The following is a 24,546-nucleotide window of genomic DNA, read 5'->3' on the forward strand; positions in this document are numbered from 1 at the left end:
AGACACTACCAAAGATATCCGCGACTCTCGTGTACTATCCCATGAAACTCCTCTATAATATTGTCGGTATGTTACATAAACACCTCTCATTTTCCGACCCGTATGGCTTCGCTCAACGAGGCTTTCGACACCGTGGCCGACACCGACGTGTGGGAGGACGCCGCCGCGACGATGGCGGGCTTCCTCGCGCCGTCGGTCGCTCGCAACGTCATCGAACCGAACACCCCTTTCGACGCTCCCGACGAGCTGTATGGGGTTCTCATCATGGCCGGCGGGCAGATGAGCCCGGCCTACTCGCACATGATCACCCTCGGCGGTGCCACCTACACCGTCGACAAACTGCTCGAACGCGCCGACGTGAAGCAGCGCGTCACCTCGATGGGAGGTGCCTGAGATGGGCAAGTCCATCAGCCACCTCTCGGATATCGTCACCCAGCGGACGAACGACACCGGCGTCACCACGCCGATCCTGGAGATCAACCCGGAGAACGGCACTCGACTCCGCTTTCTGGACGCGGTGCCGACCGGCGCCTCCCGCGGCCTGCCGGTCATCGCCAAGTTCCGCGACTCGAACAACAACAAGCTCCCCACCGACACGGAGCTGATCTTCCGGGTGATGCGGCCGACCGACGACTCGCCCGTCGCCGTCAGCGTTCAGGAGGACAACATCGCCGCCTGGAACGGGCTCAGCACCTCCGAACAGCGAAACGAGGAGAACATCGACTCCGTGAAGGTCCGGATGAACGGCCAGGCCGTCAACGTCCGCGACCGCGACACGCTCCGCGTGGAACTCGACTGCTCGAAGCAGATCGACTGGTCGAACTCCGAGTTCTACATCGTCCGCGAGGGCGTCGAAGAGCGCCCGTTCTCGGGGTGACCACGGATGCCTACGACCAAAGAAGTCCGGAAGGCGCTGGAGGACATGCCCGCGAAAGAACAGCGACTCAAGCGCCAGAACTTCGACCTCTCGACCGGCGTGGCCGGGGCTCGCACGAAGATCGCGAGCTACCACGTCGAGACGCCGCTGGCCTTTCGCGAGGAGTCCGTTCGGCTGGTGTTCACCACCGTCGAGCAGTTCCAGACGCCCGGCGACGGCAGTCAGACCACCTACGACCTCGCCCACGACGCGCTCCCGACCAACAACACGACCGACTTCGTGCTCTACGAGGGCGGCAGCCGCGCCGAGGCGGACACCGTCGACTACGCGGGCAACTCGTTCACCTACACGGGCCCCGGCTCGCAGGAGTATCTGCACGCCTACTACGTGCCCCGCGACCCCGTGGAAGTCGAGATCGTCAAGACGGCGCCGAAGTCCCAAGGCCGGGTCGAGGAAACGGTCTTCGACGCGACCACCTCGATGCTCCACGAGCGGAACCAGCACAAGGAACCGCCGGAGATCGACTTCACCGCGGGGAACCCGCTCGATCCGATGGTCCCGCGGAAGTGGACCATCGACATCTACGCGGAGGGGTCGGTGCCGTTCGCGTGGGACGACTCGGGCGAAGCGAACGGTCAGAACACCGTCGCGACCAACGCGGTCGTCTCCATCCCGATCAACCGGGCGACCCAGGACCTCCCGGACCTGTCGCAGGCGGTCAAGACCGACATCATCGCGCCCAAGCAGGGATGACCCAGCATGAGCGTTCCACTCATCGAAGCGGGTGGGGCGTCTGCTGATAGTCGCGAGCCTACGCAGGCTTTTTCGGCGTCTGGCGGGTCCAGCAGTTCCACCGCCCAGGCCGCTACCGGCCCGTCGCTGTCGTTCTCGATGGCCGACGGGGCCGAGATCACGCTCACGAGCGAAGACCTGCAGCTGTACCTCGCGATTATCCAGACGTTCCTGCTCCTCTACGTCACGATCAAGGAGGTGCGAGCATGAGCGGGCGCGGCGGGCGCGTGCCGTTCACCTTCCCGATCAGCGTCGACAGCGGCGATACCGAGCGGTATCGCCAGCAACTACCCGAGGACGGGCGGATCGAGCGGGGTATCGTCTTCTTCCCGGAAGGGAGTCGCACGGACCTTCGCCTGACGCTCGTCGCGGGCGGCGAACCGATCAACGAAGCCGAAGCGACCGAGGAGAGTCCCGATATCCCCGACCACATCGTCGGGTCCGGGACGACCTACGACTTCGACTTCTCCGTCGCTGTGTTCGAGGGGCAGCGTATCGGCGTCGACGCCGACAACGTCAGCTCCAGCAGCGACCTCGACGGGTTCGTCGCTCTCACCGTCGACTACGAACTCGGCGGGATGGAGGTGGCCTGAATGTCCAACACGCAGCAGTACTCGTCGGATTTCCTCGACGCACTGACCAACGCCCTCGCCACGCAGGGGACGGACGAGCTTCGGGTCACCGAAGCGGCCGACCTCGACGTGGTCCTGACGGAGATCGGGGGGCAGGCACAGAGCGCCGTCGACGTGGCGGCGAAGATCCGAGCGCTCGCCGACGCCCTCGACTCGAACGGGGGCGACAGCCTGCTCGTCGACTCCGACGGCCCGCTCGACGTGTCCGCGGAGACGATCACGGCTGATCTCACGTCTCGACAGGGCCGCAACGTCGGGAAAGCGCGGGTGATGGACTCGACGAACACGCTCGTCGACCCGGCGCGGAACGTCGACGGAGCGAGTTCCTCGGCGACTACCACGTCGGCCGGGAGCGGCAACCCCGCGAGCGTGTCCGTCCCCGACGGGCGCACCGACGTGACCGCCGCGTGGGACGTGTCCGGCTCGGCGACCGTGACGGTCGAAGTGAGCCCGGACGGCGGGACGACGTGGTACCGCGAGCACCAGGCGTCGCCCGACAGCGCGGAGTCGAGCACGTACAACTTCAGCACGGGATTCGACGACGCTCGGATCTCCGTGGATCAGAACCTCAACAGCGCCAGCATTGGCGCGAAGGGGGCCTAACACATGGCAACTGTCGAAGCACCCGAAGGCGGGTTCGACTACGACGACCCGAACTTCGGATACGACTCGGAGGAGGAAGCGGAAGAAGCATCGCCCGACCACCAGCGCGAGAAGGCACAGGTGGGCGAGACGGGCGCGACCGTCACCCATCGCGAGTATCAGGAGGGGATGACCGCCGGCCTGTCCGACTCGCAGAAAGAGCAGTTCGGAGAGTACGAGTACGACCCGATCGGCGACCAGCAGGACATCAAAGAGGTGGCCGAGAAGCGCCAGGACCAGCAGGACTCCGGCGAGTCCAGCGACTCGGGTAGTTCGAGCGGGTCCGGGGGTAGCGACTCCGGCGGCTCCGGGGGTTCCGGCAGCTCGAAAGCGACCACGAACACGAACGCGAAGATCCCGGAGCGGGTCCGCGAAGACATCCAGGAGCGGACGAACATCGACGTTATCGACAAGACCGGGAACGTCGTCGGTGGGGCCTTCGAGTCGCTCGCACCCGCTACCAAGGACCTAATCGAACAGCGAACCGGCGGGTCTGACTCCGGAGACTCCGACAGCTCCAACGGTGGAGACTCGGGTGACTCGGACGGCTCGAACCAGTCCAGTGGGTCGAGCAGCACGGGCCAGCGAGACGTGACCACGACGACCGTCGGCGGCGGCGGGCCGAAGCAGCCGGACCAGCAGAACCAGCAGGCCCCTCCGACGACGGAGAGCGACGGTTCGCAGTCGAGCGATTCCGGGAACCCGAACCAGACCGTCGAGTCGACCGGCGCCGATCAGGCGCTCGGTCAGTACCGGGCCTTCACCGCTGGTTCAGGCGGGTCCGGTTCCAGCGGGTCGAATCAGTCCGATAGCGATGCCCTCGGAGGCTTCGATCCGATGCTCGCCCTGGTCGTCGTGCTGTCGCTCGGCGGCGCCTACGCTGTGTCTCAGGGAGGGACGTAGCGATGGCGCCCACCCAGGCAGCGAGTGGGTTCATTCGCGCCGGGATGCACCCCGAGGCCGGCAGCGAGGAGATCCAGAACGAATCGTACGGCGCCGTCGGGACCACTCCCGACTACATCGCGACCGGCGAGGACACGCCGAACGTCGTCGCGAGCGACTCCTACGTCCAGGAGGGCGGCCGCGCCGAGGGTGTCGTTGCGACTCCGGAAGGGGGTGCGGGCGTCATCTCGCAGTACGCGGACATCGTCGACGGTGGCCCAGCTGCAATCCGAGTGACGAGCATGACCGACGGGACCTCCGACCCGGACTCTAACTCGGACGGAGGTGTCACCGGCACCGACTCCGACTCTGACGAGAGCGGGCCTGACGACACCCAGAACAGCATCCCTCGGGTCGTTCGAGTGTTCACTTCCGGCCCGGACGGCCAGGGCGGCGGTAGCGGCATGATGTACGCCCTGCTCGCGCTGGTCGTTCTCGGCGGACTCTACGCGGCCGGGAGGGGATCCTGATGGCGGGGCTCCTTGACGGAATCGCGTCGACGGCTGACCACCTCGCCGGCAGCACCGACGAGGCGATCGGTCGCCAGTTCGACGATACGCCAGGCGGAGGGGTTGCCGACGGCGTGGTAAGTACATACGACGGCTTCGCGTCCGGGGTCGAGCGCGCGTCGAAGCGCCAGTTCGATGACGAACCAGGCGGCGGCGCTCTCGATCTGGACACCTACGTTCCCGGCATGGAGTCGCCCGGTTCCGACGCCGAGGTTCCTGAAACCGAGGGAATGGCTACTCAGCCGCTGTCTGAGCGGTCCGGTGGCTTCGTCACCGGTACCCTCGGGGCGATTCCTCGACAGTTCGATGATGAAGCAGGCGGCGGGCTCGCAGACGGGTTCTGGGAGTCCGTCGGCGCCGCGGGGGACTGGGCGATGGGCGACGTGGACGAGACGATCGGCCGTGCGACCTCGTGGCCGATGATGATCGCGATCGCCGCGGTCGCGTTCCTCGTCGCCCGTGAAGTGAGCGCGTCGGGAGGATCGGCATGAGCGGCGACCTGTCCGACGACGCGCTCCAGAAGGGGTTTCTGACCCTAATCGTGCTCGTCCTGATGATTCCCGGTCTGGTCGTCGAGCCCGGTCCCATCTCCGAAGTCGTCGGTGTCGCGGCGATCGGGAGCATCTGGGGCGTCGACCTGGGAGGTGACGGCAGTTGAGCGAGCTGACCGACATCATGATCCAGGCGCTCGGCGGCAACGCCGCGCTCGTGCTCGTCCTCGTGGGCCTGTTCGCCTTGAACGCGTGGCAGACGCGCCACTTCGACCGACGGATCGAGCACGTCCACGACCGGATGGGCGGCGTCGAGCAACGGGTGAAGCGAGCAGAGAACTACCTCATCGGCGGCGAACCGGCGACGGACGGCGGCCAGCCCGTCGACGACGAGGAGCGTGATGGGTGATGTTCGGCTACGACATCCCGACCACGCTGCTCGCGACGATCCTCGTCTCGTTCCTCGCCGGGTCGCTGTGTCCGACATACTACGCTCAGGAGCGCCTGCGCGGGTTCGGACGGGCGATGTTCGCGGCGATCCCGGCCTACCGTCCGCCGCCGGGGATGGACGAACAGCAGGCCATGCAGGCGGCGCTGGAGAGCGCAGAAGACGAGCAGACCGACGACAGGGAGGACAACGCATGACCGACTACGTACCAGTCTACGACGAAGACGGGAACCTGAAGCACTACCAGACGACCGACCCAGAGTTCAGCAGCGTCGAGGCGAAGGACGCCTTCACCGACCCTGGCGGGAAGGTCCACACCGGGGTGATCGGCGGCGGTGGTGGCGGAATTTCGCTGGTGGGACGGTACAGCTCCAACACCACCCACACGGGCGACTACAACGGCGTCGTGATGTTCTCCGGGAGCGTGCTGACCCTGGACAGCACGGGGGTGTCCGACGGGGATTACCTCGTCGTCGCCAACTTCGGCGGCAACGACGCCAACCTCGAAGACGCCGCGAGCGCCGAGTTCCAGCGGATCGGGTTCACTATCGACCCGGCCAGCGGTGGGTACATCCAGGTCGCAACCGGCGCACTCGCCTGGGTGACGTGGAACGACTCCGAGGGCTACTGGGAGGTGGCCGGGAACTGCAGCTTCTCGCCATGACGACGGTCTCGGTCTGTATCATCACCGTGGGTCGGGACACGCTCCCGGCCGCTCTCCAGTCGGTGCGTGAGCAGAACCTCGACGGCGTCGAGGTGTTGGTCGGCCACGCCGACCGGCACGAGTACGTTCGCCGGCTGGTATCCGGGATGTTCCCCGAGCGAGGGCGGACGGTTCGCGCGGAGGGGTCGATCCCGGAAGCTCGGAACACGCTCCTCGACGCGGCGAAGGGCGACTATATCGCCGTGCTGGACGACGACGACCGAATGTGTCCCGGTCGGTTGGAGTACCAGCGGCAGGTTCTCGAAGAGACCGAGACGGTGCTCGTCGGCCAGCTCGCGAAGTACCGGAGCGAGATCGGGCCGGACGGCGAGTACGTCGAGCCCAAGGAGTTCCACGCGGAGGACCTCGAAGACGGCTGTGCGCTGTTCCACTCCTCGGTGATGTTCGAGAACCGGTATCGGTATCGGCCGAAGTTCTCGCTATGCGAGGACTACGACCTGTTTCTCCGAATTCTCGATGACGTGGGAGAGTCAGGTGTCCAGATGGTCTCTCACGACCTCGCAGAGTCGCGGGCGGGCCACGGGTCCACTGTTGAGCGTCACCGTCAACTGTGCACTCAGTTCGGTGTGGTCGCGCAGATATTTCATCGAGAGCGCCAATCGACAGGTGGCGACAGTTACGAGGCGTGGGACCCGGCACGGACCGACTGGAAGACCGAGCCCGACGGAGTCTCGCCGCTCGGTGTACTGGGGTTGACCTGAAAACGGGATTCCGCTTGTGGCAAGTTCGAGTCCGCTCCATCCAGACAGAGACGTATTGAGTACAGATCGTCAGACGCACGTCGGAAACTGTCGAAACTAGGAAATACCAGGAGTGGAAATAGAGGGGTATGGCAGTTCAGCAACCGACGCACGCGGTCGAACGGGCGGTTCCCGCAGATATCCCGACTCGACGCGAGTACGACGACGAGGACGACGCGACGCTCGACGATGAACTGTGTGACGCGATTGATGCGGCACAGACCGTCGGGAACGACTACCTCGCCCAAGTACTTGCGAACGAACTCGGGTCACACTACTACAAAACGCGGTAAGTGTCTGCTAGACTTTTATTTTCCAGCGGACAGTATCGGCAGCTATGAGCTACACTGATAAGCAGTACGAGCGAGTGAAAGAGATTCTACTTGAGCATCGTGGTGCTGACGATCCGATCACCTCTCGGGAGATTGACGACGAACTTGACATGGACAATGTTGGCTCGTTCCCCACCACGCGCGAATGCATCCGTGACATCATGTTTCAGGAGCGGATTCCCATCGTCGGTGGTAACAAGGGATACTATGTCGCCGAGGATGAGGAAGAAATCGCCCAGGCCATCGAAAGCCTCGAAGGCCGAATCATGAACATGACCGAGCGGAAGATGGCACTACGACGAGCTGCAAACGAGGTTGATTATGTCGAAGAAGACGACGATTACGACGTACTCTAAACCGAGCGAAGCACGCGGTGGGAACCCTGTTACTTACCGACGTTCTCGCCCAGAGTGTGCGTATCGCTCTGCCTTTACCACCATATAATGGTGCCGGATTCGCCAGAATCGGACCTGTTCAGTACTGGGCATGGAAAACACAAAGGAATAGCAAGGAACCAAATTTAATACAATCTTGTTCCGATTGTGATGAAAGATGGATGTAACTCAGAGAGTATTCAATTTCATCATTCTACTAGTTGGGACCCTGCTCGGGTTGCTGATTGCAGGATATGCTGTTTTGTCATACCCTAATCTAGTCGGGGTAACTGGACCATTCACAGGACTCCAGTCATTCGTAAATACAGGCTCTTCAGTAATCTTGGCACTTGTAACAGCGGCATATGTTATCCTAACGTGGTCCCTGGTAACCGAAACCCGAGATGCCCGGAAACAAGAAGTCATGCCAATATTCGCACTTGAACTAGAGGGATACAGTATTGGTGCTATGGGCCCAAAACTCAAGAATATCGGAAATGGGCCCGCAACCTCTGTCTCAGCCACCTTTCAGCTGAAGCCAGGAGGTGAAGAGCATCAAGTTTCCTCAAAGAATGTTGCTCCGGGAGATTTCGTCGGGTCATTAGATCCAAAAGTACCGGTGAATTCTGATAGTGGTTTTGAAGAATTACGTGTCTCAGGCACCTTTACCAACGTATTCGGAGAGGAAAAGCCCCTTGACGATTCAATAGATTTGGAGATATTTTTACAGAACACCAGTGCGGACTCCCTTATGGGACGAGATCAATCTGTCGAGATACTAAAAAAGATAAACCGAAATTTGAAATCGATATCCGAAAGTATCGAAATGAATGAGTTCGAGGATGTTTTGAAGATGGAGAAACGCCGTCGGATCGTTGAGGAACTGGAAGAAGCCGGAGGATCACTAACGCTCAAAGAGCTATCTCAGCGATTAGGACTCATGACTCCTGTCGTGGCTGCATGGCTTACATGGATGGAGGATGCGGATGTAGTCGAATATGATGTCGAACCGGACGAAATCATGGATCAGAATAACTCTGATACAGAAATCCGGTTAGCCAATTCATCTTGATTCGCCTCTGAAAAATCTGAATGTGCTAATCATACAGTTAGAGAATCCTCAACTCCCGCAGAGAATTATCTACTGAAGAATAGTGTCCGGTTCCTGCCCAAGAGTCGGACAGATCCGAGCCGATCACACCCCGATTCACCCCCGGTTGACCCCAAGACTCTAGGATTTCTGACCGCAAAGCTGAGATACCGGACATGAACTTAGAGAGCTACCCCGACGGGGACGGGATGAAAGTGTGGCTGTCCGAGCGAGAAGTGGGCCAGCTGCTCGACTACTTCGACGACACCGAGAAGCGAATCGCGATGGGATTGGGCGTGCGGTGTGGGCTCCGGTCCGACGAAGTGATTCGGGTCGCGCCCGAGCACGTCCATCCCGATACTGACGCCGGCTCGGTACTCCGTGTGTGGCGGTCCGCGAAGACCGACAAGTACCGCGAGACGCCGATCCCGCCGAACCTCGCCACGACCATCCGAACGGTCGGCGACGTGCGTGAGGAGCCGACAGACGCGCCTGTGGTCGACGTGTCGACGCGGACGCTCCGGCGATGGACCGCGAAGGCCACCGACAAGCTGCTCGACGAGACCGACGAGCCCGGCTGGGAGTACGTCGGCTTTCACGATCTCCGTCGGACCTGGGCGACGAGTCTCCGGAGCGAGGACGTAGATGCGATGGTCGTCTGCGACTGGGGCGGCTGGGACGATCTGGAGACGTTCTTAGACCACTACCGGGGGACGCACTCACCGGAAGCGCAACGGCGCGAGCGCCAGAAGGTCGAATGGCTCTAATCGGTGACCTGAAAATGATAAATAACATCGGAACGGGGTCAAGGGTATGGCTCGGTTCGAGAACTTCGTTGAAAATGCGTTACAGGGCCTAACTATGACCTTGGGGATCGCAGGCGCTGCTCCGTACACTCTCCAAACCTTTGGCTTAGAGGTTACTCTAATGGCTCTAATTATTATTCTGGGAGCTCTCAACGTCTATCTAATCTACGCGCTGAAATCAGATGTAGCGAATCGGTTCGGGAATCTCGAAGGAGATCTCACTTCGAGATTCGACGATCTTGAGGACACCCTACAGCGAGATAGCAAGGAACTCAGAACCGACGGGTCGGGCTGGGAGGAAGTTCCACAGCTCTCGGCGGAGAAAGTCGAAATGACCGGGATTCCAAGTACTGCTGGGGCCGCGCTTGGTGGAGCGTTGGGCGCACTGTTCAGTCCAGCAGGAGCGGCTGCCGGTGCTCTATTTGGAGCTGCGATTGCAGGTGGGAAAGAATATGCAGATCTCAAAGAGCAGCATCAACAACAACTTCGCAGAATTGCGAAAGAGACGGTGCAACTGAAGACAATTTACCAGGGGTGGGAGATAGGTATCGACGATGTCACGGACGTGAACGATGGATTTGAGGAGTTCTGGGAGTTCTCAATCCGAGATCGCCGAGCAGAAATTCACAAGGTCCGGATTAACAAGGAAAACGGTTCAGTGACTTATAAGAGTCCATCGGCTGCATAAACCCACTCAGTCCAAAGAGTGGCTATTGTAAATTTGTCCAGATTGTGGGCACCGAGACTAATTTACCAAGAAATCAGTTTAGTATAGCCACCCCCAACGCAAGTAAAAACAATAAATTCCCAAATAAAACCAAACAAGTTGCCACGGTCATCTTCAGGATATATCTTTTCTCTTCAATAGTATTCCCGAACGCCAATTTATAACAAAGTATTAGGAAGAATATGAAACTATAGCCAAAGGGCTCTGATAGACGGTTATTTTCACCCCTGTACTCCCTAATCTTGTTTCGTTTTATTATTCTCCTCACACTACCGATCATTTCGATCGCTGAGAAAAATAGTGGTGTCAGAATTATTAATGATATGAGTTGCTGTTTGTTCACACTATTGAATAAATTGAGCAGACCTACAGAAACCAACCCGATAACTGATTTGAGTATCTTCTGTGAGTTTTCCTCAGATATAATATCGACAACTTTTGAAATGAATAACTCACCGAAATTGAAGTGCCCCTCAATAAGGTTGACAACCACCCATAAAAGAACAATAATTGTTCCAAGAAGATACCGGGACGTATCCAAAAGATCCATTCGATTTACAGTCAATTTGTACTCATATTCTAATTCATCACCAGAGTCCGTGACTCCATCATAATCTGGAACCTCAAAACTATACCACTCATCTTCTCGGTCCTCCGAAGAAAAATCAAGCAGATTCCTCAAAGAATTGTACACAAGAGCGAGTAGCAGCAATAAATAATATCCGTGGATCAGTATTGAAAATCCGTATCCGATAGTCAGAACTTTAGTTATTAGGTCATTCGAATATTGTAAGGGAAACCCAACAGACTGTAAAAAAATCAGAACCCACCCAATCATTAGAAAAATCCCCGGTAAAACCGCTATCTTGTAGTAAGCAGTCAATCTGGTGGAATGTGTGAAAATAACTTCTTCTATAACATCTCTGAAATCAGGATTGAACTCTCCCTTCTGCAATTTTTCCATACCAGGCATGTGAATTACAATTATTATGTAGGGATCTGATTTTAATGGCTCTGAGGAACTATCTATCGTCTTAGTACTTTATCCTCTGGTGGCCACGGCCGATTATTCGCATCGATCTTCCCGTCCAGATACAGCTGCCCGTCACGGGTCAACACGAACGTCTCGCCGTGGAACTTCGCGACGAAACCGGGGTGGCGGAGCTTGTCGATGCGCTCCCGGACGTGACCGGCCGAACAAGAGGTTCGGCTCTCACGGGCGATCGTCCGGGGAGTCGACATCCCAATTCGGTCGAGTGTCTCTAAGATCCGCTCGTCCAACTGCTTCATCCAGAAAGCCGACTTTCTCATAGCCATACGTCACGCTTGCTCGTGGTTCTCACCTGCAGATGGGCCGTTCCCGTTCTCGAAAGGAGAATCCACCTCATCGGGGGCGTCTTCGGACGTATCGATTTCGCCGTCTAGATACCGCTCTCCCCGGTTGGTGATGACGTAGACGCCGTTACCGAGATCTCGGAGAAGCCCGTGCTGAACGAGCTTCTTGCATCGCTGAGAGATGTACGACCGCGTATATCGGACGTATCCACTATCAGTCATCTCTTTCGGGCGACCTGAGTCCTTCTCTCGGATATATTCCAGAATCCGATCGTCGGCGAGCACCATCCAGTCGCCGGAATACCTCATCAATGAATGATTGATTGTCGCCGGTATTTTATAGTGCCGTCGGGGTTCTTGATTACCCTAACAGTTGTATTGCACTCGCCGTTAACTATATTACTCATCGGGCAATCAATCAACAATGCATGCCACATGCAAATGTGACCGTGGGCATGGAGCCGTCCATGCTCCAGAGAATCGAGGAAGAGAAGGAGAGGCACGGAATGAGCCGTGCAGAGTACATCCGCCACTGCGTCCGGCAGGCCAACGACTCGCCTTTCGACACTCCGGACGAGGTACTGTGTAGGGACGAAAACTACGAGAACGGTCGTCAAAACGAGGGGGCTGCCTGAATCATGTCCAGTGAGTCCAGTGCCCCCGTTTTTGGTAATGAAGCGAGCGAGCAAAAGAGTGACGACGACGTGGAGGAAGGCCCATGAGCGACGATTTTCTGGTCAACCCTGTCGAAATCGTCCGAGATGACGAGGCTGTCGCCCTGGGCGCGCTCATGTCGAGCGGACAGGTTGTCGTCGAGTGGAAGCAAGAGGCGTTTCCCCGAGGGGAGCGAGCTGATGGCTCGAAGTTGTCCATCTACCGCAATGTCCCCGACGCCGAAAGGGCCACTGGTGGCTCAGTTGAGATCAAGCAACCCCACCGACCAGTCACCGACGGCGGTCAGCCTGTCGACGAGCGCCAGGCCGACGCGCTCGAAGCCATCGCCGAACAGACCCGCGTTCAGAACGCCGTCACTCTCGAACTCGTTCACGAACTCACCGCCCTTCGCCGGCTCCAGGCCGGCGAGCTTCCGCACGAGTTTTCCACGGAGGGGAAGGCCGGCGCGATCGAGGACCGCGCGCTGGAGCTGACCGAGCGCGTGGACCTCGACGCCGTCGACTCGTTCGCCGACTCGGACATCATGACCGACGGCGGCGTTCTCAAGAGTCGCAGCAGCGACACCGACGAGGAGGGTCGCGGGGCCTACGACCCCGAAGACCTGCCTGGGAGCGCATCCCCCGCGTTCCTCCAGCGGAACGGACTCGGCAACGAACTCGTCGCCGACTACTGCGTGCTCGATAGCGGCTGGGTGCGCGTGACCGAGTGGGACGGCGAGCGCGTGAAGTTCCCGCCCCACAAGGTCCAGGCCGTCCGTGAAGTGACGGTCGAGCGGTACGGCGAGCGTGGTGACGACGGACTTCGCTCGCGCCGACTCGCCGACGAGGACCTGATCGAGACGGCCCGCCAGAAGGGAGGCGTAGGCAGCGATGAGTGACGACGATATCGAGCTCACCGTCAAGATGACCCGCGGCGGTGACAGCGGCAACAAGGAGACCATGAAGGCCACCGTGTCTGCCCCCGATGTGGAGACACTCGACAATCGCGTGAGTGACCTCCGCGAGCGGATGGAGGAGTGGTCCCTCCAATGGCGGAACATCCAGCCCGGAGAGGAGCGACTACTTGCAGACGATCAGTCGAGACTCGGTGAGACGGAGGCATGACTGACGGCCCGGACCTGCGGCCGCGCGAGGCGTGGGAGCGCTACATCGACCGCAAGCGCCCCGAGCGCACGGAGCATTCGATGAAGTCGATCTACTACCGCATCCGCCTGTTCGTCGAGTGGTGCGAGGACCAGGGGATCGACCGCGTCAGCGAACTCAACGGCTGGCACTTCGAGCAGTACGAGACGGAACGGCGCTCCCGCGACCTGGCGGTGATGACCCTCGGGAAGGAGATGGGGACGATCCGCCGGTTCGTCGAGTACCTGGAGCGCATCGAGGCGGTCGACGATGGGCTGTCCGAGAAGGTCCCGAACATCCACATCCCGAAGGAGGCCCGGAGCAGCGACAAGAAGCTCGCCGCTGAAGAGGCGCTCCCGCTGCTCGACTACTACCGGGAGCACGAACGCGGGACCCGTCACCACGCGTTCCTCGAACTTGCGTGGTCCACGGCCGCGCGTCTCGGCGCGCTCCGCGGGCTCGACCGCCGCGACTTCGACGCCGAAGAGCAACTCATCGAGTTCAAGCACCGCCCGGAGACGGACAGCCCGCTGAAGAACAAGACCGAAGGTGAGCGCGTGGTCGGTCTCCCGCCGGAAGTCGCCGAGGCGGTGCAGGACTACATCAAGGGCGACCGATGGGACAAGCGCGACGACAACGGCCGTGAGCCGCTGCTGACGAGCCGCGAGGGCCGGATGGGGATGAACTCCGTCCGGCGGATGTCCTATCAGGTGACACAGCCGTGCAGCTACGGCAAGTGCCCGCACAACCACGAGATCCCGACCTGCGACTTCCGGGAGCCGAACCACGAGAGCAAGTGCCCGTCGAGTCGGTCACCCCACCAGATCCGAACCGGCTCGATCAGCTGGCAGCTCGACTGCGGCGTTCCGATCAAGGTCGTCGCCGAGCGGGCGAACGTCGCGATCAAGACGCTGAAGAACCACTACGACAAGACGGAGCCGCGCAAGCGCATGGAGCGGCGGCGCCGTCCTCACCTCGACAAACTGTCATACGATCCAGACCATGAGTGAGTCCATTCGTCCACCACGAGCACAGTCGAATCGCCGCGCCGTACAGCGGTCTAAACCCGAGTGGTTGGTGACCGCCCGAACCCATCGCATTCTGCGACGAGCGAACGCGAGGAGCGAATGCGTTCGTGAGGGCGGTTTGAACCCTGGAAGGCGCGCAGCGAAGTGAGCGGAGCGAACGAGCGCACGGAAGCGCTTGCGCTTCCGGAGAGCGCGCCTTCCTCCGGTTCAACATCCGCCCGAACCTATCCGATATATAAGGAAAGCGGCCGTCCCTGCCGCTTTTTCGACCGCCTCGGAGATCGCGGAATCGCCGCGATTCGGAGGGGTATTTTAAAACCACGAAGCCGAAGAGGACGTAACCCGTCAGTGTCAGACCGGCCTCCTCGGCGGATTCGAACGTTCTGCAGGCCCAAAAAGTGGAGTGGCTGTGGCGGCGTAAGAGATACAAAAGCGTGTACACACTGTATACATATGAGCACTATCAGGGTCAGTGAGGACGTGAAAGAGCGTCTCCGTGACCTCAAACGCGAGGACGAGAGTTTCAACGACCTGCTGGACCGTCTCAGCCGAACGGAGAAAGACGTGGAGCGGATCGCGGAGGACCTGAGCAGTATCGGTGGTGAGGACTTCGAGGCGGACATGCAGGAAGCACACGACGAGTTGAACGAATCGCTCGAGGAACGGATGGGCCGATGATCGTTCTGGACCGGGACATCGTCGCGAATCTCGTCGAGACGGACCAGTCGGTGATCAATCACCTCCACCAGTACAGCAGCGAAGAGTGGACTATCCCCTCGCTGGTCGCCTGGGAGTCCTACAAGGCACAGGACTCCCGAACCGAGATGCGACAGACCCAGTCGACGCTACGGTCGAACTTCGACCGGATCGTCGACTTCACCGACGACACCGCGCTCGAAGCCGCGTACCTCGACGAGAAACTGCAGTCCCAGGGCGTGAACGTCCCTCCTGTCGATCTGTTGAATCTGGCGACCGCTCACGAAGCGAACGGGACGTTCGTCACTCACAACAGGAACGATTTCGACAGGCCGCCACTGCACGACCTCGTGGACGTAGACGTGGTGAATACAGACTGATAAGTGCCGGTCCGGATAGATGACGAAACCGAGTTACGGCTACACAGCCGACCAACCGCGGATAATCGCGGGGACGCCGCTCGAACTCACTGTCGCACCGCTACTCTTCTCGCCGGTCGACGGGTGAGGGCTCCACCGGTTCGCGTTCGCGCTCGGGTGCGCGCTCCTGTCGGCGCTCACGGAGCTCGCGCTCTACCGGCTCTGATCGGGCACGACCGTCCGGTATCAGTACTTACAACCCGCCACCGGACCAACGGATGACCGGTGAGACTTCTATGACGGTTCCGACGCAGACGCTACCGAGCGGCGACGAACTCCCGCAGGTCGGGTACGGCACGTGGAACATCGGCGGCGAGACCGTGCAGGAGGGCGTCCGCGCGGCGCTCGACGCCGGCTACGGCCACGTCGACACCGCCGAGGGGTACAAGAACGAGGCGGCGATCGGCGAGGCGCTGGCGGACTACGACCGCGAGGACGTGTTCCTCACGTCGAAGGTGCTCGCGAAGAACCTCAACTACGACTCGGTGATCGAGTCCTGCCGGGACTCGCTGGACCGGCTGGGCACCGACTACCTCGACCTGTACCTGATCCACTGGCCCAACCCCGCGATCTCGCTGCGGGAGACGCTCGACGCGATGGCGACGCTGCACGACGAGGGGCTCGTCCGGAACGTCGGCGTCTCGAACTTCAGTGCCTACCAGCTGTCCTGCGCCCACCACATCTCCGACGTGCCGATCGCGGTCAACCAGATCGAGTTCCACCCGTGGCTCCAGCGGCCCGACCTCGTCGAGTACTGCCGCGAGACCGACACCGTGGTCGAGGCCGCGGCGCCGCTGGCCCGCACCGAGGTCTTCGAGGACGAGGCCGTCCAGGCGCTGGCCGACGAGTACGACAGGCATCCCGCTCAGATCGTCCTCAAGTGGGCGGTCGAGCGCGATGTCGTCGTCCTGCCCAAATCCTCCTCGCCGGCCCACGTCGAGTCGAACCTCGACCTGTTCGACTGGTCGATGGCCGACGAGGACCTGGAGACGCTCGACGGCCGCGACCGCGACGAACCGGTCTACGACCACCCGGCCCGCGACTGGTCGAGCGACGTGTACGGCATCAACCAGTAGCGAGCCGCCGCGAAGTCGTTCGATTTCGCCCGAACGCTCCACGTCGCCCGGTTTCGGCCACTTTCCACAGTACCCGTTTTCACTGACGTACTACCCTGTCAGCCGACCACGAAGACCCGGCTGACCACCTCGGACCGATAGATCGCTATCGTCCACATCTACTGGAGAAATCGGGACGATAATTCAGCGATGTCGAATACTCCTTTGAATCTGTGCTACGATGGTGCCAAAACCAAAACATTCATCACACAAATCGATGAATATCCGAGTATGAGCACCGATGTGCGGTCGGTCGACGGACGATCGGTGGACGAGCGGGAGATCGTCGCGACGGTCGACGAAGTCGACGGGGTCGCCCGGTTCGTCGTCGCCGACATCGCCCGCGACGAGGCGTGGGCCTCCATTTCCGAGGCCGACGCCTGTTCGCTCGACGAGTGGCGCTAATCGACATCGGTGCAGCGGCACGACTCGTTTTCGACGGTGCAGTGGCTCTGAGACGCCAGCAGTATCGATGAACGGACGGACAGCGGGCTACTCGCGGGTCAGTTCGCGGCAGAAAGCGGGCCGGAAGGGATTTGAACCCCTGACCGTCTGATTAAGAGTCAGACGCTCTGCCGGACTGAGCTACCGGCCCACGGACTCGAGTTACGGAGGTTGACTGAAATACGTTACTGTTCGGTCCCGGGCGGTCGGAACAAGGGGGAATTATATGCGTCGTGGCCCTGTGACGTGACAGTATGAGTGCCGGCATCACGATGGCGTCGATGTCTCGTTACGCCATCCTCGGGTGCGGGAGCGTGGGTCACGCCGTCGCCGAGGAACTCGTGAGCGAGGGCAAGGAGGTCGAGATCATCGACCGCGACGAGGGCCGCGTCGAGGCGCTGCGCGACCAGGACCTCGACGCCAACGTCGCCGACATCCGCGACGAGGCCGTCGTCGACGCCGTCGCCGACTGCGACGTGGTCCTCATCATGTCCTCCGACGTGGAGGCCAACTCCGCCGCCGTCGAGAACATCCGCGCCCGCGGCGACGACCACTTCATCGTCGCCCGCGCCTCCGACCCCGTCTCCGCCGACGAACTCAAGGACCTCGGCGCGGACGTGGTGATCAACCCCTCCGCCGTCATCGCAGACTCCGCGCTGCGCGCTCTGGAGACCGGCGAACTCGAGTTCAAGGCCCGCAACCTCGCCGAGGTCATCGACGACACCGAGGATCGCATGGCCATCCTCGTCCACCGCAGCCCGGACCCCGACTCCATCGCCTCCGCTGCGGCGTTGCGGGACATCGCCGCCAGCCGCGACGTGGAGGCCGACATCATCTACGAGGGCGAGATCGGCCACCAGGAGAACCGCGCGTTCGTCAACCTGCTGGGCATCGACCTGGTCTCCCGCGACGAGGTCGACATGGACGACTACGACACCGTCGCCCTGGTCGACTACGCCAAGGGCGGCGAGCCCGCCGCCGGCGAGATCGACATCCTCCTCGACCACTACGAGTACGAGAACGAGGACCTGGACACCCGCTTCGAGGACGTGCGCTCGAACGTCTCCGCGACCTCGACGATCCTCACAAAGTACATCCAGGAACTCGATCTCAATCTCAGCCAGGAGGTCGCCACCGCCCTGCTCTATGGCATCCGCGCGGAGACGCTCGACTTCAAGCGCGACACGACGCCCGCCGACCTCACGGCGGCGGCCTACCTCTACCCCTTCGCCGACCACGACACGCTCGAACAGGTCGAGTCGCCGTCGATGTCGCCCGAGACCCTGGACGTGCTCGCCGAGGCGATCCGCAACCGGGAGGTCAGCGGCTCTCATCTCGTCTCCAACGCCGGGTTCATCCGCGACCGCGACGCCCTGGCCCAGGCCGCCCAGCATCTCCTGAATCTGGAGGGGATCACCACGACGGCCGTCTTCGCCATCGCCGACGACACCATCTACCTCGCCGCCCGCTCGAAGGACATCCGGATGAACATCGGGAAGGTGCTCGACGACGCCTTCGGCGAGATGGGGGAGGCGAAGGGCCACTCGACCGACGCCGCCGTCGAGATCCCGCTGGGGATCTTCACCGGCATCGAGACCAGCGAGGACAACCGCGAGACGCTGCTCCAGTTGACCGAGGAAGCGGTCCGGAAGAAACTGTTCGACGCGATGGGTGTCGACTCCGCCGGCGAGAACAACGGGGGCTGACGACCGCGCGTTTCGACGGGGAGTCCCTCGCGCGAGCGGGAGATACATACCGGAGAGCGTGCTACGCGAACCCATGAGCGACTCAGCGTGGAGCGACCGGATCGTCGGCGAGCGGATGCAGACCGACCAGGAGTTCGCCGAGAAGGTCGCCGCCTCGAACTTCTCGCGCCAGCAGTGGGGTCTCATCATGACGGCCGTCGAGTTCGAGATCGAGGACCCCGAGGACCCCGACTCGGCCCGGCTGGTGGCGGACACGAGCAAGGTCGAGAGCGTCGTCCCCGAGCTGGAGAAGGTCGACCAGGCGTCGGGGATGGCCGCCGGCGGCGGCCGACCCGACGACGATTCCGGGGGCATCCTCGACGGCGTGAAAGACGCCCTCGGACTCGGCGGCGACGACGGGATCGACCGCGAGCAGCTGGCCGCCGCGGAGGAGATGGCCCAGATGTACGCCGGCGACCTTCAGGAGAAACTCGAAGCGAACGGGAAGTGGGAGGAGGTCTGCGTCCTCGCCCGGGAGTGACCGGATTCCAGCCGGAACGCACGGGCGGCAACCGACCCGTCACCGCCCGGCGGTCGCGGCCCGCTACTCGCTGGTGAACAGCGTCAGCCCCTCGGCCTCGTAGATGTTGATGAGTTCGGCGACGATCTCGTCGTACGATTCGCCGTCCTCGCGCAGTGCGTCCAGGCGCTCTATCGTCTCCTCGTCGAGTTCGACCGTCGGCATACGCGGGAAACTACGTTCGCTGGAGTACAAAAATCTCGGGGACGATCGTCGGTTCGGGACGCGGCAGCCGCTGCGTCCCGACGGTGGTCGAACGCGGACGGGGCCGTCTCAGAGCCGGTCGACGACGGCCGCGGTCACCTCGTCGGTCGAGCCGTCGCCACCGAGGTCCGGCGTGCGCGGGCCGTCGGCGAGGACGCCCTCGACGGCCTCGCGGACGGCGGTCGCCTCCTCGGAATAGTCGAGGTGGTCGAGCAGCATCGCCGCCGAGAGGATCATCGCGGAGGGGTTGGCGATCCCCTCGCCGGCGATGTCGGGCGCCGAGCCGTGGACCGGCTCGAACAGCGCGTTGTCCTCGCCGACGTTCGCGCTCGGGAGCAGGCCCAGCCCGCCGACGAGTCCCGCCGCCAGGTCCGAGAGCATGTCACCCGCGAGGTTCGGACAGATGACGACGCCGTAGTCCTCGGGGTGCATGACGAGGTGCATCGCCAGCGCGTCCATCAGCGCCGTGTCGTAGTCGATGTCGAACGAGTCGCCGACCTCCTGGGCGGTCTCCAGGAAGAGGCCGTCCGTCTCGCGCATGACGTTGGCCTTGTGGGCGATTGTGACATCGTCGAAGTCGTTCTGTTTCGCGTACCTGAACCCGAACTCGGCGATCTCGCGGGAGGCGTCCTCGGTGATCACGCGCGTCAGCGTGCGGACGCCGTCGTCGATCTCGGCCTCGATGCCGGAGTAGACGCCTTCGGTATTCTCGCGGATGAAGACGAGGTCCGTGTCCGGCTGGACGGCGTCCAGACCGGGGTAGGAGCGCGCGGGGCGGACGTTGGCGAACGAGCCGACCACGTCCCGCAGCGGGAGGATCACGTCGGCGGCGGTCTCGCCGGCGGCGCCGAACAGTGTCGCGTCGGCGTCGGCGGCCAGCTCGCGCGTCTCGGCAGGCAGCGCCTCGCCCGTCGCCTCCTTCACCGCGTCGCCGGCCTCGCCCTCGACGAAGTCGAAGTCGGCGTCGACCGCCTCCAGCACGTCGACTGCCGCCGGTGTGACTTCCTGCCCGATGCCGTCGCCGGGGATCACGGCGATCTCGTGAGTCATGCGAGTACCTCCATCGGGTGCCGAAAAGAGGGTGTCGATGTGCGCTAGCGACGGCATTCGGACCGCCACCGGTTGTCAGTCGCCGTCGGCGTCCCCGCCAGAGTCGCCCCCGTCGGTGTCGGCCAGCGCCCGCACCGGCGAGGCGTCGGCGCCCGCGAACCGGAGCGGGTAGGCGTGCAGTTCGAACCGGTCCGGGACCCGGTCGAGCCCCCGGAGGTTCTCGACGATCAGCCGGTCGGCGTCGAACAGTCGGTCGTGGACGGGGAATCCGTCGGGCTCGTCGTCGCTCGCCCGCTCTGTCGGCGTCGGGTCGGGGTTGACCGTATCGACGGCCAGATCGCAGCCGCGGTCGGCCAGCCATCCCGCGGTCTCGGCGGAAAGATACGGGTGGTCGAAGTACCGCTCGTCGCCCCAGTGGCGGTCCCAGCCGGTGACGACCGCGACCACGTCGACCTCGGCGGGGTCGGCGGTCAGCGCCCCCTGGAGCGCGTCGAGGTCGACCTGTTCGCGCGCGTCGAGCGGCCGCAGGTCCGCCGCGGCGGCGTCGAACCGGAACCGCTCGACGGGGAACTCGTCGAGCGCCGGCCCGGCCGTGAGGTGTGCGGGCGCGTCGACGTGCGTTCCCGCGTGGGAGTCCAGGTCCAGCCGGGTCGTCCGGTAGCCGTCCGCGTCGAGCGTCGCCGCCGGCTCGACCCGCACGGGCTCCGTCCCGGGGTACACCGGCATCCCCGTCGCCAGCGGGTGGGTGAGGTCCAGCGTGGGCACCCGCGGGCCTACGACCGCCCGGGTGAAATGGGCGGCGCCGCGGTCGCGATAGCTCCGTCGCCCGCGCGGGCCGCCTGAATCGATATCACCGCTGATAACTGATGAATCAAACATAAGAGAACCGGCGATAGCTGGGATGATAATGAGGCTGAGTGCGAAGCTGATCCTCGTCTTTCTGGTGGTTTCGCTGGTACCGACGGCGGTGGTCGGGGTGACGGCCAACGGGGCGATGACGGACCTGAGCGAGCAGTCCCAGCGGGCGAGCGCGGCGTCGCTGGAGGCGCAGGTGACCGACGAGCTGAACAACAGCGTCGAGGCCCGGGGCGAGGAGATCGGGAACCTGCTCAACGAGCGGCGGGCCGACGTGAAGTCGCTGGCGGGGACCGCAGCGGTCGCCGACTACTACGCGACGGCGAGCGGCGAGTCGACGGCGGCGCGCGAGCGGAGCGCGCGGCAGGCCGGCTACGTCGCGCTGCACGTCCGCGACGCCGTCGAGAGCACCGCCGAGACGGTCATCGCCGAGCGCTACGACGGGCGCGACTGGACGGACCTGAGCGCCGAGGAGCGGCGGGCCGTCGAGGCGGCCGTCGAGCGTCGGATCGCCGGCACGACCGGCAACGGGACGACCGACGAGGGGGCGCTGGCCGACACCTTCCGCCCCGGCTACGTCGGCGAGACGGGCCACGCGACGGTCACCGACCGCGAGAGCCGGGTCGTCGTCCACCACGAGGTCGGCGACGGCCAGCGGCTCGCGGACGGCGTCGGCGAGCTGTCGATGGTCTACGACGCGATCAACGGGACGGTCCGCTCGGACGAGAGCGTCCGCAACGGGAGCGACTGGGCGACCGAGACCTACACAGTGGAGGGCGGCGGGACGACGCAGGTCGTCTCCTACACCTACTCCGACCGCTTCGACTGGGTGGTCGCGTCGAGCGTCCCCGCGGCGGAGTTCCGCCAGCGCGGCGTCGACGACGCCCGCTCGACCGTCGCGGCCTCGTTCGAGAGCGCGCTGTGGACCCAGACGATGACGGTCGACGGCGAGAACGTCCAGGCCTACCGGAGCCTCCGGCTGACCGACGCCGAGGGCCGGGAGATCGTCGGCGTCACGCGCACCGGCACCGGCTCGGTGAACGTCTCGACGGACGGGACCGCCTACGCGGACGCCGAGTGGTTCTCCCGGGCGAAAGGCGCCCGTCCCGGCCGAGTCGTCGTCGGCGATATCGAGATGCGCGACGGCGAACAGCGGGCCACGCTCGCGACCCCGGTCTACCACGACGGCCGGCTGGCCGGCGTGCTGGCGGCGGAGTTCAACTACCACCACGTCACCAACATCACCAACAGCGTCACGGTCGCAGACTCGGGCTACCTCTACATCGTCAACGACCGGGGCGAACTCGTCAGCTACCCCCGCGAGGCGCTGTTGCGCGACAAGGCCAACCTCGCCCGGGGGGCACTGGGCGACTCTCTGGCGACGATCGTCAACGAACGGATGCTCCAGGGCGAGGCCGGACTCGCGACCTACAGCCTCGGCAACGACAGCGACGCGGCCAAACGCTACGTCGGCTTCCGGCCGATCGACGTGGGCGAACGGACGTTCACCATGGTCGCGACGGTCCCCGAGTCCGACGTGACCGACCCGGCGGCCGCCCTCGGCGCACAGCTCCGCGAGGAGGCCGACGCGACCCGCCAGACGATCCTGCTCATCCTCGGCGCCGTCCTCGTCGGCGTCGTCGCGACCGGCTACGGGCTGGCCCGCTACTTCGCCAGGCCGATCGAACAGGTCCGCGACCACGCCCAGCGGCTCGCACGCGGCGAGTTCGACGAGGAGCTGGACGTGGACGCGGGCAACGACGAGATCGGCGAGATGGTCACCGCCTTCGAGGAGATGCACGGCAACCTCTCGGTGGCCGCCGGCCAGGCCGACGCGCTGGCCGACCAGAAGTTCGACGCTCCGGTCCTCGACGAGGAGGTGCCCGGCCGGCTGGGCGCCGCACTGACGACGATGCACGAGAACACCGAGGCGTTCGTCGCGGACCTGGACGAGGCCCGGAGCGAGGCAGAGGCCGCCCGCGAGGAAGCCGAACAGCTGGCCGAGGACCTGCAGCGGCAGGCGGGGGAAGCCGCGGAGGTCCTCGAACGGGCCGCCGACGGCGACCTGACCGCGCGGATGGACGCCGACCGCGACAGCGAGGCCATGCGGACCATCGCCACCGAGTTCAACGCGATGCTGGCCGACCTGGAGTCGACCGTCGTCGAGATCAAGCGGTTCAGCGACGAGGTCGCGGGCGTCAGCGAGCAGGTCTCCCGCGGGTCGAGCGAGGTCGCCTCCGCCAGCCGGGAGGTCGCCGAGTCCATCGAGGACATCGCCGCCCGCGCCGACGAGCAGACCGGGAGCCTGGAGGAGGTCTCCGGCGAGATGAACGACCTCTCGGCGACCGTCGAGGAGATCGCCTCCTCGTCGGACGAGGTGGCCGAACTGTCGGCGGCGGCCGCGGCCGACGCCCGCGAGGGGACCGACCTCGCCGAGGAGTCCATCGACGTGATGGAGACCATCGAGGACCGGGCCGACGCGACCGTCGACGAGATGGAGCGGCTGGAGGCGGAGGTCTCTGAGATCGACGAGATCGTCGCGCTCATCGACGACATCGCCGAGCAGACGAACGTCCTCGCGCTGAACGCCTCCATCGAGGCCGCCCGCGCGGGCGAGGCCGGCGAGGGCTTCGCGGTCGTGGCCGACGAGGTGAAGAACCTCGCGGAGGAGACGAGCGAGGCGACCGACGAGATCGCCGACCTCATCGACGGCGTGGAGTCGTCGACCGCCGAGACGGTCGCGGACATGCGCGAGATGCACGAGACCGTCGCGGACGGCCGCGAGACCGTCGACGAGAGCCTGCGGACGCTGGAGGAGATCGCCGACCACGTCGAGGAGGCAAACACCGGCGTCCAGTCGATCAACGACGCCACCGACGAGCAGGCCGCCTCCGCCCAGGAGGTCGTCGCGATGGCCGACGACGTGGCCGATGCCAGCCGCGAGACTCGCGCGGAGGCCGAGGAGGTCGCCTCCGCCGCCGAACAGGGGACCACGACCGCCTCGCAGATGGCCGGCACCGCCGACGAACTGGACGACCTCGCCGAGGAGCTGCGCGAGCGACTCGACGAGTTCACCGTCGACGGCGGCGCCGGCGGTCGGGCGAGCGACGGCCCTGCGCTGGACAGCGGCGACGATGACGACCCCGCGCTGGAGACTCCCGGCGAGGCGGACGAGGAGCTCGACACCGCCGCGGACGACGACTGACGCGGCTC

The 24,546-nt window shown here is 63.4% G+C and carries 36 protein-coding genes and 1 tRNA gene; 30 read left to right on the forward strand and 7 right to left on the reverse strand.

Annotation, left to right across the window (positions count from 1 at the left end; genetic code table 11):
• Window positions 1–102 precede the first annotated feature (102 nt).
• The 19 genes from ACMGFG_RS04045 (at window position 103) to ACMGFG_RS04135 (ending at window position 10,087) form a co-directional block, all read left to right on the forward strand.
• On the forward strand, window positions 103–393 hold the full coding sequence (locus ACMGFG_RS04045) for a hypothetical protein (RefSeq protein ID WP_436929070.1): 291 nt from the start codon (window positions 103–105) through the stop codon (window positions 391–393).
• A 1-nt stretch (window position 394) separates the two neighbouring features.
• A complete protein-coding gene (locus ACMGFG_RS04050; RefSeq protein ID WP_436929071.1) occupies window positions 395–877 on the forward strand; it encodes a hypothetical protein in 483 nt (160 codons plus the stop codon).
• A 6-nt stretch (window positions 878–883) separates the two neighbouring features.
• Window positions 884–1,630: a hypothetical protein gene (locus tag ACMGFG_RS04055; protein ID WP_436929072.1), complete on the forward strand. Its 747-nt coding sequence runs from the start codon at window positions 884–886 to the stop codon at window positions 1,628–1,630.
• Between the two features lie 6 nt (window positions 1,631–1,636).
• Entirely contained in the window at window positions 1,637–1,879 is a 243-nt protein-coding gene (locus ACMGFG_RS04060) for a hypothetical protein (protein WP_436929073.1), read from the forward strand.
• Window positions 1,876–2,262, forward strand: coding sequence for a hypothetical protein (locus tag ACMGFG_RS04065; protein WP_436929074.1), 387 nt, complete (start codon window positions 1,876–1,878; stop codon window positions 2,260–2,262). The genes ACMGFG_RS04060 and ACMGFG_RS04065 overlap by 4 nt, the downstream gene beginning before the upstream one ends.
• Window positions 2,263–2,904, forward strand: a complete 642-nt coding sequence (locus ACMGFG_RS04070; RefSeq protein ID WP_436929075.1) for a hypothetical protein — start codon at window positions 2,263–2,265, stop codon at window positions 2,902–2,904.
• Between the two features lie 3 nt (window positions 2,905–2,907).
• Complete coding sequence (locus tag ACMGFG_RS04075; RefSeq protein ID WP_436929076.1) at window positions 2,908–3,846, forward strand: hypothetical protein; 939 nt, start codon at window positions 2,908–2,910, stop codon at window positions 3,844–3,846.
• A 2-nt stretch (window positions 3,847–3,848) separates the two neighbouring features.
• Window positions 3,849–4,355 (forward strand): hypothetical protein, encoded by a 507-nt coding sequence (locus tag ACMGFG_RS04080; RefSeq protein WP_436929077.1) that lies wholly within the window; start codon window positions 3,849–3,851, stop codon window positions 4,353–4,355.
• Window positions 4,355–4,885 carry a hypothetical protein gene (locus tag ACMGFG_RS04085; RefSeq protein WP_436929078.1) on the forward strand — a complete coding sequence of 177 codons (531 nt, stop codon included), beginning with the start codon at window positions 4,355–4,357 and terminating at the stop codon, window positions 4,883–4,885. The genes ACMGFG_RS04080 and ACMGFG_RS04085 overlap by 1 nt, the downstream gene beginning before the upstream one ends.
• Window positions 4,882–5,052, forward strand: coding sequence for a hypothetical protein (locus ACMGFG_RS04090; protein WP_436929079.1), 171 nt, complete (start codon window positions 4,882–4,884; stop codon window positions 5,050–5,052). Before ACMGFG_RS04085 ends, ACMGFG_RS04090 begins: the two co-directional genes overlap by 4 nt.
• Complete coding sequence (locus ACMGFG_RS04095) at window positions 5,049–5,294, forward strand: hypothetical protein (protein ID WP_436929080.1); 246 nt, start codon at window positions 5,049–5,051, stop codon at window positions 5,292–5,294. Before ACMGFG_RS04090 ends, ACMGFG_RS04095 begins: the two co-directional genes overlap by 4 nt.
• Window positions 5,294–5,530 carry a hypothetical protein gene (locus ACMGFG_RS04100; protein WP_436929081.1) on the forward strand — a complete coding sequence of 79 codons (237 nt, stop codon included), beginning with the start codon at window positions 5,294–5,296 and terminating at the stop codon, window positions 5,528–5,530. The genes ACMGFG_RS04095 and ACMGFG_RS04100 overlap by 1 nt, the downstream gene beginning before the upstream one ends.
• Entirely contained in the window at window positions 5,527–5,997 is a 471-nt protein-coding gene (locus ACMGFG_RS04105; RefSeq protein WP_436929082.1) for a hypothetical protein, read from the forward strand. Before ACMGFG_RS04100 ends, ACMGFG_RS04105 begins: the two co-directional genes overlap by 4 nt.
• Complete coding sequence (locus ACMGFG_RS04110) at window positions 5,994–6,758, forward strand: glycosyltransferase family 2 protein (protein WP_436929083.1); 765 nt, start codon at window positions 5,994–5,996, stop codon at window positions 6,756–6,758. The genes ACMGFG_RS04105 and ACMGFG_RS04110 overlap by 4 nt, the downstream gene beginning before the upstream one ends.
• Before the next feature lie 128 nt (window positions 6,759–6,886).
• Window positions 6,887–7,090, forward strand: coding sequence for a hypothetical protein (locus ACMGFG_RS04115; protein WP_436929084.1), 204 nt, complete (start codon window positions 6,887–6,889; stop codon window positions 7,088–7,090).
• Between the two features lie 44 nt (window positions 7,091–7,134).
• Entirely contained in the window at window positions 7,135–7,485 is a 351-nt protein-coding gene (locus ACMGFG_RS04120) for a hypothetical protein (RefSeq protein WP_436929085.1), read from the forward strand.
• Between the two features lie 196 nt (window positions 7,486–7,681).
• Window positions 7,682–8,575 carry a hypothetical protein gene (locus ACMGFG_RS04125; protein WP_436929086.1) on the forward strand — a complete coding sequence of 298 codons (894 nt, stop codon included), beginning with the start codon at window positions 7,682–7,684 and terminating at the stop codon, window positions 8,573–8,575.
• Window positions 8,576–8,769: 194 nt separating this feature from the next.
• Entirely contained in the window at window positions 8,770–9,360 is a 591-nt protein-coding gene (locus tag ACMGFG_RS04130; RefSeq protein ID WP_436929087.1) for a tyrosine-type recombinase/integrase, read from the forward strand.
• A gap of 46 nt (window positions 9,361–9,406) precedes the next feature.
• On the forward strand, window positions 9,407–10,087 hold the full coding sequence (locus ACMGFG_RS04135; protein WP_436929088.1) for a hypothetical protein: 681 nt from the start codon (window positions 9,407–9,409) through the stop codon (window positions 10,085–10,087).
• Window positions 10,088–10,160: 73 nt separating this feature from the next.
• On the opposite strand, the gene ACMGFG_RS04140 is transcribed toward ACMGFG_RS04135, so the two are convergent.
• Genes ACMGFG_RS04140 through ACMGFG_RS04150 form a run of 3 tightly spaced genes read right to left on the reverse strand, consistent with a single transcriptional unit; the run spans window position 10,161 to window position 11,770 of the window.
• Window positions 10,161–11,099: a hypothetical protein gene (locus ACMGFG_RS04140; protein ID WP_436929089.1), complete on the reverse strand. Its 939-nt coding sequence runs from the start codon at window positions 11,097–11,099 to the stop codon at window positions 10,161–10,163.
• 53 nt (window positions 11,100–11,152) lie between these two features.
• Window positions 11,153–11,416: a hypothetical protein gene (locus ACMGFG_RS04145; protein WP_436929090.1), complete on the reverse strand. Its 264-nt coding sequence runs from the start codon at window positions 11,414–11,416 to the stop codon at window positions 11,153–11,155.
• A 30-nt stretch (window positions 11,417–11,446) separates the two neighbouring features.
• Window positions 11,447–11,770 (reverse strand): winged helix-turn-helix domain-containing protein, encoded by a 324-nt coding sequence (locus ACMGFG_RS04150; protein ID WP_436929091.1) that lies wholly within the window; start codon window positions 11,768–11,770, stop codon window positions 11,447–11,449.
• 158 nt (window positions 11,771–11,928) lie between these two features.
• Between ACMGFG_RS04150 and ACMGFG_RS04155 the strand changes: the two genes are divergently transcribed.
• The 8 genes from ACMGFG_RS04155 (at window position 11,929) to ACMGFG_RS04190 (ending at window position 16,920) form a co-directional block, all read left to right on the forward strand.
• Entirely contained in the window at window positions 11,929–12,096 is a 168-nt protein-coding gene (locus ACMGFG_RS04155; RefSeq protein WP_436929092.1) for a CopG family transcriptional regulator, read from the forward strand.
• An 83-nt stretch (window positions 12,097–12,179) separates the two neighbouring features.
• Entirely contained in the window at window positions 12,180–13,013 is an 834-nt protein-coding gene (locus tag ACMGFG_RS04160; protein ID WP_436929093.1) for a hypothetical protein, read from the forward strand.
• Entirely contained in the window at window positions 13,006–13,239 is a 234-nt protein-coding gene (locus tag ACMGFG_RS04165; RefSeq protein WP_436929094.1) for a DUF7389 domain-containing protein, read from the forward strand. Before ACMGFG_RS04160 ends, ACMGFG_RS04165 begins: the two co-directional genes overlap by 8 nt.
• Window positions 13,236–14,267 carry a tyrosine-type recombinase/integrase gene (locus ACMGFG_RS04170; protein WP_436929095.1) on the forward strand — a complete coding sequence of 344 codons (1,032 nt, stop codon included), beginning with the start codon at window positions 13,236–13,238 and terminating at the stop codon, window positions 14,265–14,267. Before ACMGFG_RS04165 ends, ACMGFG_RS04170 begins: the two co-directional genes overlap by 4 nt.
• Before the next feature lie 471 nt (window positions 14,268–14,738).
• Window positions 14,739–14,963, forward strand: coding sequence for a DUF7557 family protein (locus tag ACMGFG_RS04175; RefSeq protein ID WP_436929096.1), 225 nt, complete (start codon window positions 14,739–14,741; stop codon window positions 14,961–14,963).
• Window positions 14,960–15,361 carry a type II toxin-antitoxin system VapC family toxin gene (locus tag ACMGFG_RS04180; RefSeq protein WP_436929097.1) on the forward strand — a complete coding sequence of 134 codons (402 nt, stop codon included), beginning with the start codon at window positions 14,960–14,962 and terminating at the stop codon, window positions 15,359–15,361. The genes ACMGFG_RS04175 and ACMGFG_RS04180 overlap by 4 nt, the downstream gene beginning before the upstream one ends.
• Before the next feature lie 275 nt (window positions 15,362–15,636).
• Window positions 15,637–16,476 (forward strand): aldo/keto reductase, encoded by an 840-nt coding sequence (locus tag ACMGFG_RS04185; protein ID WP_436929098.1) that lies wholly within the window; start codon window positions 15,637–15,639, stop codon window positions 16,474–16,476.
• Between the two features lie 270 nt (window positions 16,477–16,746).
• Complete coding sequence (locus tag ACMGFG_RS04190) at window positions 16,747–16,920, forward strand: DUF7556 family protein (protein WP_436929099.1); 174 nt, start codon at window positions 16,747–16,749, stop codon at window positions 16,918–16,920.
• Window positions 16,921–17,036: 116 nt separating this feature from the next.
• Here ACMGFG_RS04190 and ACMGFG_RS04195 read toward each other — a convergent pair.
• Window positions 17,037–17,110: transfer RNA gene (locus ACMGFG_RS04195), tRNA-Lys, on the reverse strand.
• Between the two features lie 103 nt (window positions 17,111–17,213).
• Here ACMGFG_RS04195 and ACMGFG_RS04200 point away from each other — a divergent pair.
• Together ACMGFG_RS04200 and ACMGFG_RS04205 are read left to right on the forward strand one after the other, a co-directional pair.
• A complete protein-coding gene (locus ACMGFG_RS04200) occupies window positions 17,214–18,665 on the forward strand; it encodes a DHH family phosphoesterase (RefSeq protein ID WP_436929100.1) in 1,452 nt (483 codons plus the stop codon).
• 73 nt (window positions 18,666–18,738) lie between these two features.
• Window positions 18,739–19,185: a DUF5799 family protein gene (locus tag ACMGFG_RS04205; RefSeq protein WP_436929101.1), complete on the forward strand. Its 447-nt coding sequence runs from the start codon at window positions 18,739–18,741 to the stop codon at window positions 19,183–19,185.
• 63 nt (window positions 19,186–19,248) lie between these two features.
• On the opposite strand, the gene ACMGFG_RS04210 is transcribed toward ACMGFG_RS04205, so the two are convergent.
• The 3 genes from ACMGFG_RS04210 to ACMGFG_RS04220 form a co-directional block, all read right to left on the reverse strand.
• The gene (locus ACMGFG_RS04210; RefSeq protein ID WP_167837312.1) at window positions 19,249–19,389 is read right to left on the reverse strand and encodes a DUF7557 family protein; all 141 of its coding nucleotides are present in this window, start codon (window positions 19,387–19,389) and stop codon (window positions 19,249–19,251) included.
• A 108-nt stretch (window positions 19,390–19,497) separates the two neighbouring features.
• On the reverse strand, window positions 19,498–20,478 hold the full coding sequence (locus tag ACMGFG_RS04215; protein WP_436929102.1) for an isocitrate/isopropylmalate dehydrogenase family protein: 981 nt from the start codon (window positions 20,476–20,478) through the stop codon (window positions 19,498–19,500).
• A 75-nt stretch (window positions 20,479–20,553) separates the two neighbouring features.
• Window positions 20,554–21,243, reverse strand: a complete 690-nt coding sequence (locus ACMGFG_RS04220) for a cyclase family protein (protein ID WP_436929103.1) — start codon at window positions 21,241–21,243, stop codon at window positions 20,554–20,556.
• A 142-nt stretch (window positions 21,244–21,385) separates the two neighbouring features.
• On the opposite strand from ACMGFG_RS04220, the gene ACMGFG_RS04225 reads away from it, so the two are divergent.
• Complete coding sequence (locus ACMGFG_RS04225) at window positions 21,386–24,538, forward strand: methyl-accepting chemotaxis protein (RefSeq protein ID WP_436929104.1); 3,153 nt, start codon at window positions 21,386–21,388, stop codon at window positions 24,536–24,538.
• The last annotated feature ends 8 nt before the right edge of the window (window positions 24,539–24,546 follow it).

It is taken from the genome of Halosimplex halobium (assembly GCF_051414055.1).
In the GTDB taxonomy this organism is placed as follows: Archaea; Halobacteriota; Halobacteria; order Halobacteriales; family Haloarculaceae; genus Halosimplex; species Halosimplex halobium.

Excerpts from the sequence above, each read along its gene's own strand:
- ACMGFG_RS04210 (WP_167837312.1), bottom strand. The coding sequence starts at position 19,389 with ATGCCGACGGTCGAACTCGACGAGGAGACGATAGAGCGCCTGGACGCA.
- ACMGFG_RS04065 (WP_436929074.1), top strand. The coding sequence starts at position 1,876 with ATGAGCGGGCGCGGCGGGCGCGTGCCGTTCACCTTCCCGATCAGCGTC.
- ACMGFG_RS04165 (WP_436929094.1), top strand. The coding sequence starts at position 13,006 with ATGAGTGACGACGATATCGAGCTCACCGTCAAGATGACCCGCGGCGGT.
- ACMGFG_RS04225 (WP_436929104.1), top strand. The coding sequence starts at position 21,386 with ATGAGGCTGAGTGCGAAGCTGATCCTCGTCTTTCTGGTGGTTTCGCTG.
- ACMGFG_RS04125 (WP_436929086.1), top strand. The coding sequence starts at position 7,682 with ATGGATGTAACTCAGAGAGTATTCAATTTCATCATTCTACTAGTTGGG.
- ACMGFG_RS04110 (WP_436929083.1), top strand. The coding sequence starts at position 5,994 with ATGACGACGGTCTCGGTCTGTATCATCACCGTGGGTCGGGACACGCTC.
- ACMGFG_RS04075 (WP_436929076.1), top strand. The coding sequence starts at position 2,908 with ATGGCAACTGTCGAAGCACCCGAAGGCGGGTTCGACTACGACGACCCG.
- ACMGFG_RS04085 (WP_436929078.1), top strand. The coding sequence starts at position 4,355 with ATGGCGGGGCTCCTTGACGGAATCGCGTCGACGGCTGACCACCTCGCC.
- ACMGFG_RS04105 (WP_436929082.1), top strand. The coding sequence starts at position 5,527 with ATGACCGACTACGTACCAGTCTACGACGAAGACGGGAACCTGAAGCAC.
- ACMGFG_RS04135 (WP_436929088.1), top strand. The coding sequence starts at position 9,407 with ATGGCTCGGTTCGAGAACTTCGTTGAAAATGCGTTACAGGGCCTAACT.
- ACMGFG_RS04080 (WP_436929077.1), top strand. The coding sequence starts at position 3,849 with ATGGCGCCCACCCAGGCAGCGAGTGGGTTCATTCGCGCCGGGATGCAC.
- ACMGFG_RS04115 (WP_436929084.1), top strand. The coding sequence starts at position 6,887 with ATGGCAGTTCAGCAACCGACGCACGCGGTCGAACGGGCGGTTCCCGCA.
- ACMGFG_RS04055 (WP_436929072.1), top strand. The coding sequence starts at position 884 with ATGCCTACGACCAAAGAAGTCCGGAAGGCGCTGGAGGACATGCCCGCG.
- ACMGFG_RS04090 (WP_436929079.1), top strand. The coding sequence starts at position 4,882 with ATGAGCGGCGACCTGTCCGACGACGCGCTCCAGAAGGGGTTTCTGACC.
- ACMGFG_RS04070 (WP_436929075.1), top strand. The coding sequence starts at position 2,263 with ATGTCCAACACGCAGCAGTACTCGTCGGATTTCCTCGACGCACTGACC.
- ACMGFG_RS04120 (WP_436929085.1), top strand. The coding sequence starts at position 7,135 with ATGAGCTACACTGATAAGCAGTACGAGCGAGTGAAAGAGATTCTACTT.
- ACMGFG_RS04205 (WP_436929101.1), top strand. The coding sequence starts at position 18,739 with ATGAGCGACTCAGCGTGGAGCGACCGGATCGTCGGCGAGCGGATGCAG.
- ACMGFG_RS04130 (WP_436929087.1), top strand. The coding sequence starts at position 8,770 with ATGAACTTAGAGAGCTACCCCGACGGGGACGGGATGAAAGTGTGGCTG.
- ACMGFG_RS04100 (WP_436929081.1), top strand. The coding sequence starts at position 5,294 with ATGTTCGGCTACGACATCCCGACCACGCTGCTCGCGACGATCCTCGTC.
- ACMGFG_RS04200 (WP_436929100.1), top strand. The coding sequence starts at position 17,214 with ATGAGTGCCGGCATCACGATGGCGTCGATGTCTCGTTACGCCATCCTC.
- ACMGFG_RS04175 (WP_436929096.1), top strand. The coding sequence starts at position 14,739 with ATGAGCACTATCAGGGTCAGTGAGGACGTGAAAGAGCGTCTCCGTGAC.
- ACMGFG_RS04140 (WP_436929089.1), bottom strand. The coding sequence starts at position 11,099 with ATGCCTGGTATGGAAAAATTGCAGAAGGGAGAGTTCAATCCTGATTTC.
- ACMGFG_RS04145 (WP_436929090.1), bottom strand. The coding sequence starts at position 11,416 with ATGAAGCAGTTGGACGAGCGGATCTTAGAGACACTCGACCGAATTGGG.
- ACMGFG_RS04190 (WP_436929099.1), top strand. The coding sequence starts at position 16,747 with ATGAGCACCGATGTGCGGTCGGTCGACGGACGATCGGTGGACGAGCGG.
- ACMGFG_RS04150 (WP_436929091.1), bottom strand. The coding sequence starts at position 11,770 with ATGAGGTATTCCGGCGACTGGATGGTGCTCGCCGACGATCGGATTCTG.
- ACMGFG_RS04155 (WP_436929092.1), top strand. The coding sequence starts at position 11,929 with ATGCTCCAGAGAATCGAGGAAGAGAAGGAGAGGCACGGAATGAGCCGT.
- ACMGFG_RS04050 (WP_436929071.1), top strand. The coding sequence starts at position 395 with ATGGGCAAGTCCATCAGCCACCTCTCGGATATCGTCACCCAGCGGACG.
- ACMGFG_RS04045 (WP_436929070.1), top strand. The coding sequence starts at position 103 with ATGGCTTCGCTCAACGAGGCTTTCGACACCGTGGCCGACACCGACGTG.
- ACMGFG_RS04170 (WP_436929095.1), top strand. The coding sequence starts at position 13,236 with ATGACTGACGGCCCGGACCTGCGGCCGCGCGAGGCGTGGGAGCGCTAC.
- ACMGFG_RS04060 (WP_436929073.1), top strand. The coding sequence starts at position 1,637 with ATGAGCGTTCCACTCATCGAAGCGGGTGGGGCGTCTGCTGATAGTCGC.
- ACMGFG_RS04160 (WP_436929093.1), top strand. The coding sequence starts at position 12,180 with ATGAGCGACGATTTTCTGGTCAACCCTGTCGAAATCGTCCGAGATGAC.
- ACMGFG_RS04185 (WP_436929098.1), top strand. The coding sequence starts at position 15,637 with ATGACGGTTCCGACGCAGACGCTACCGAGCGGCGACGAACTCCCGCAG.
- ACMGFG_RS04180 (WP_436929097.1), top strand. The coding sequence starts at position 14,960 with ATGATCGTTCTGGACCGGGACATCGTCGCGAATCTCGTCGAGACGGAC.
- ACMGFG_RS04215 (WP_436929102.1), bottom strand. The coding sequence starts at position 20,478 with ATGACTCACGAGATCGCCGTGATCCCCGGCGACGGCATCGGGCAGGAA.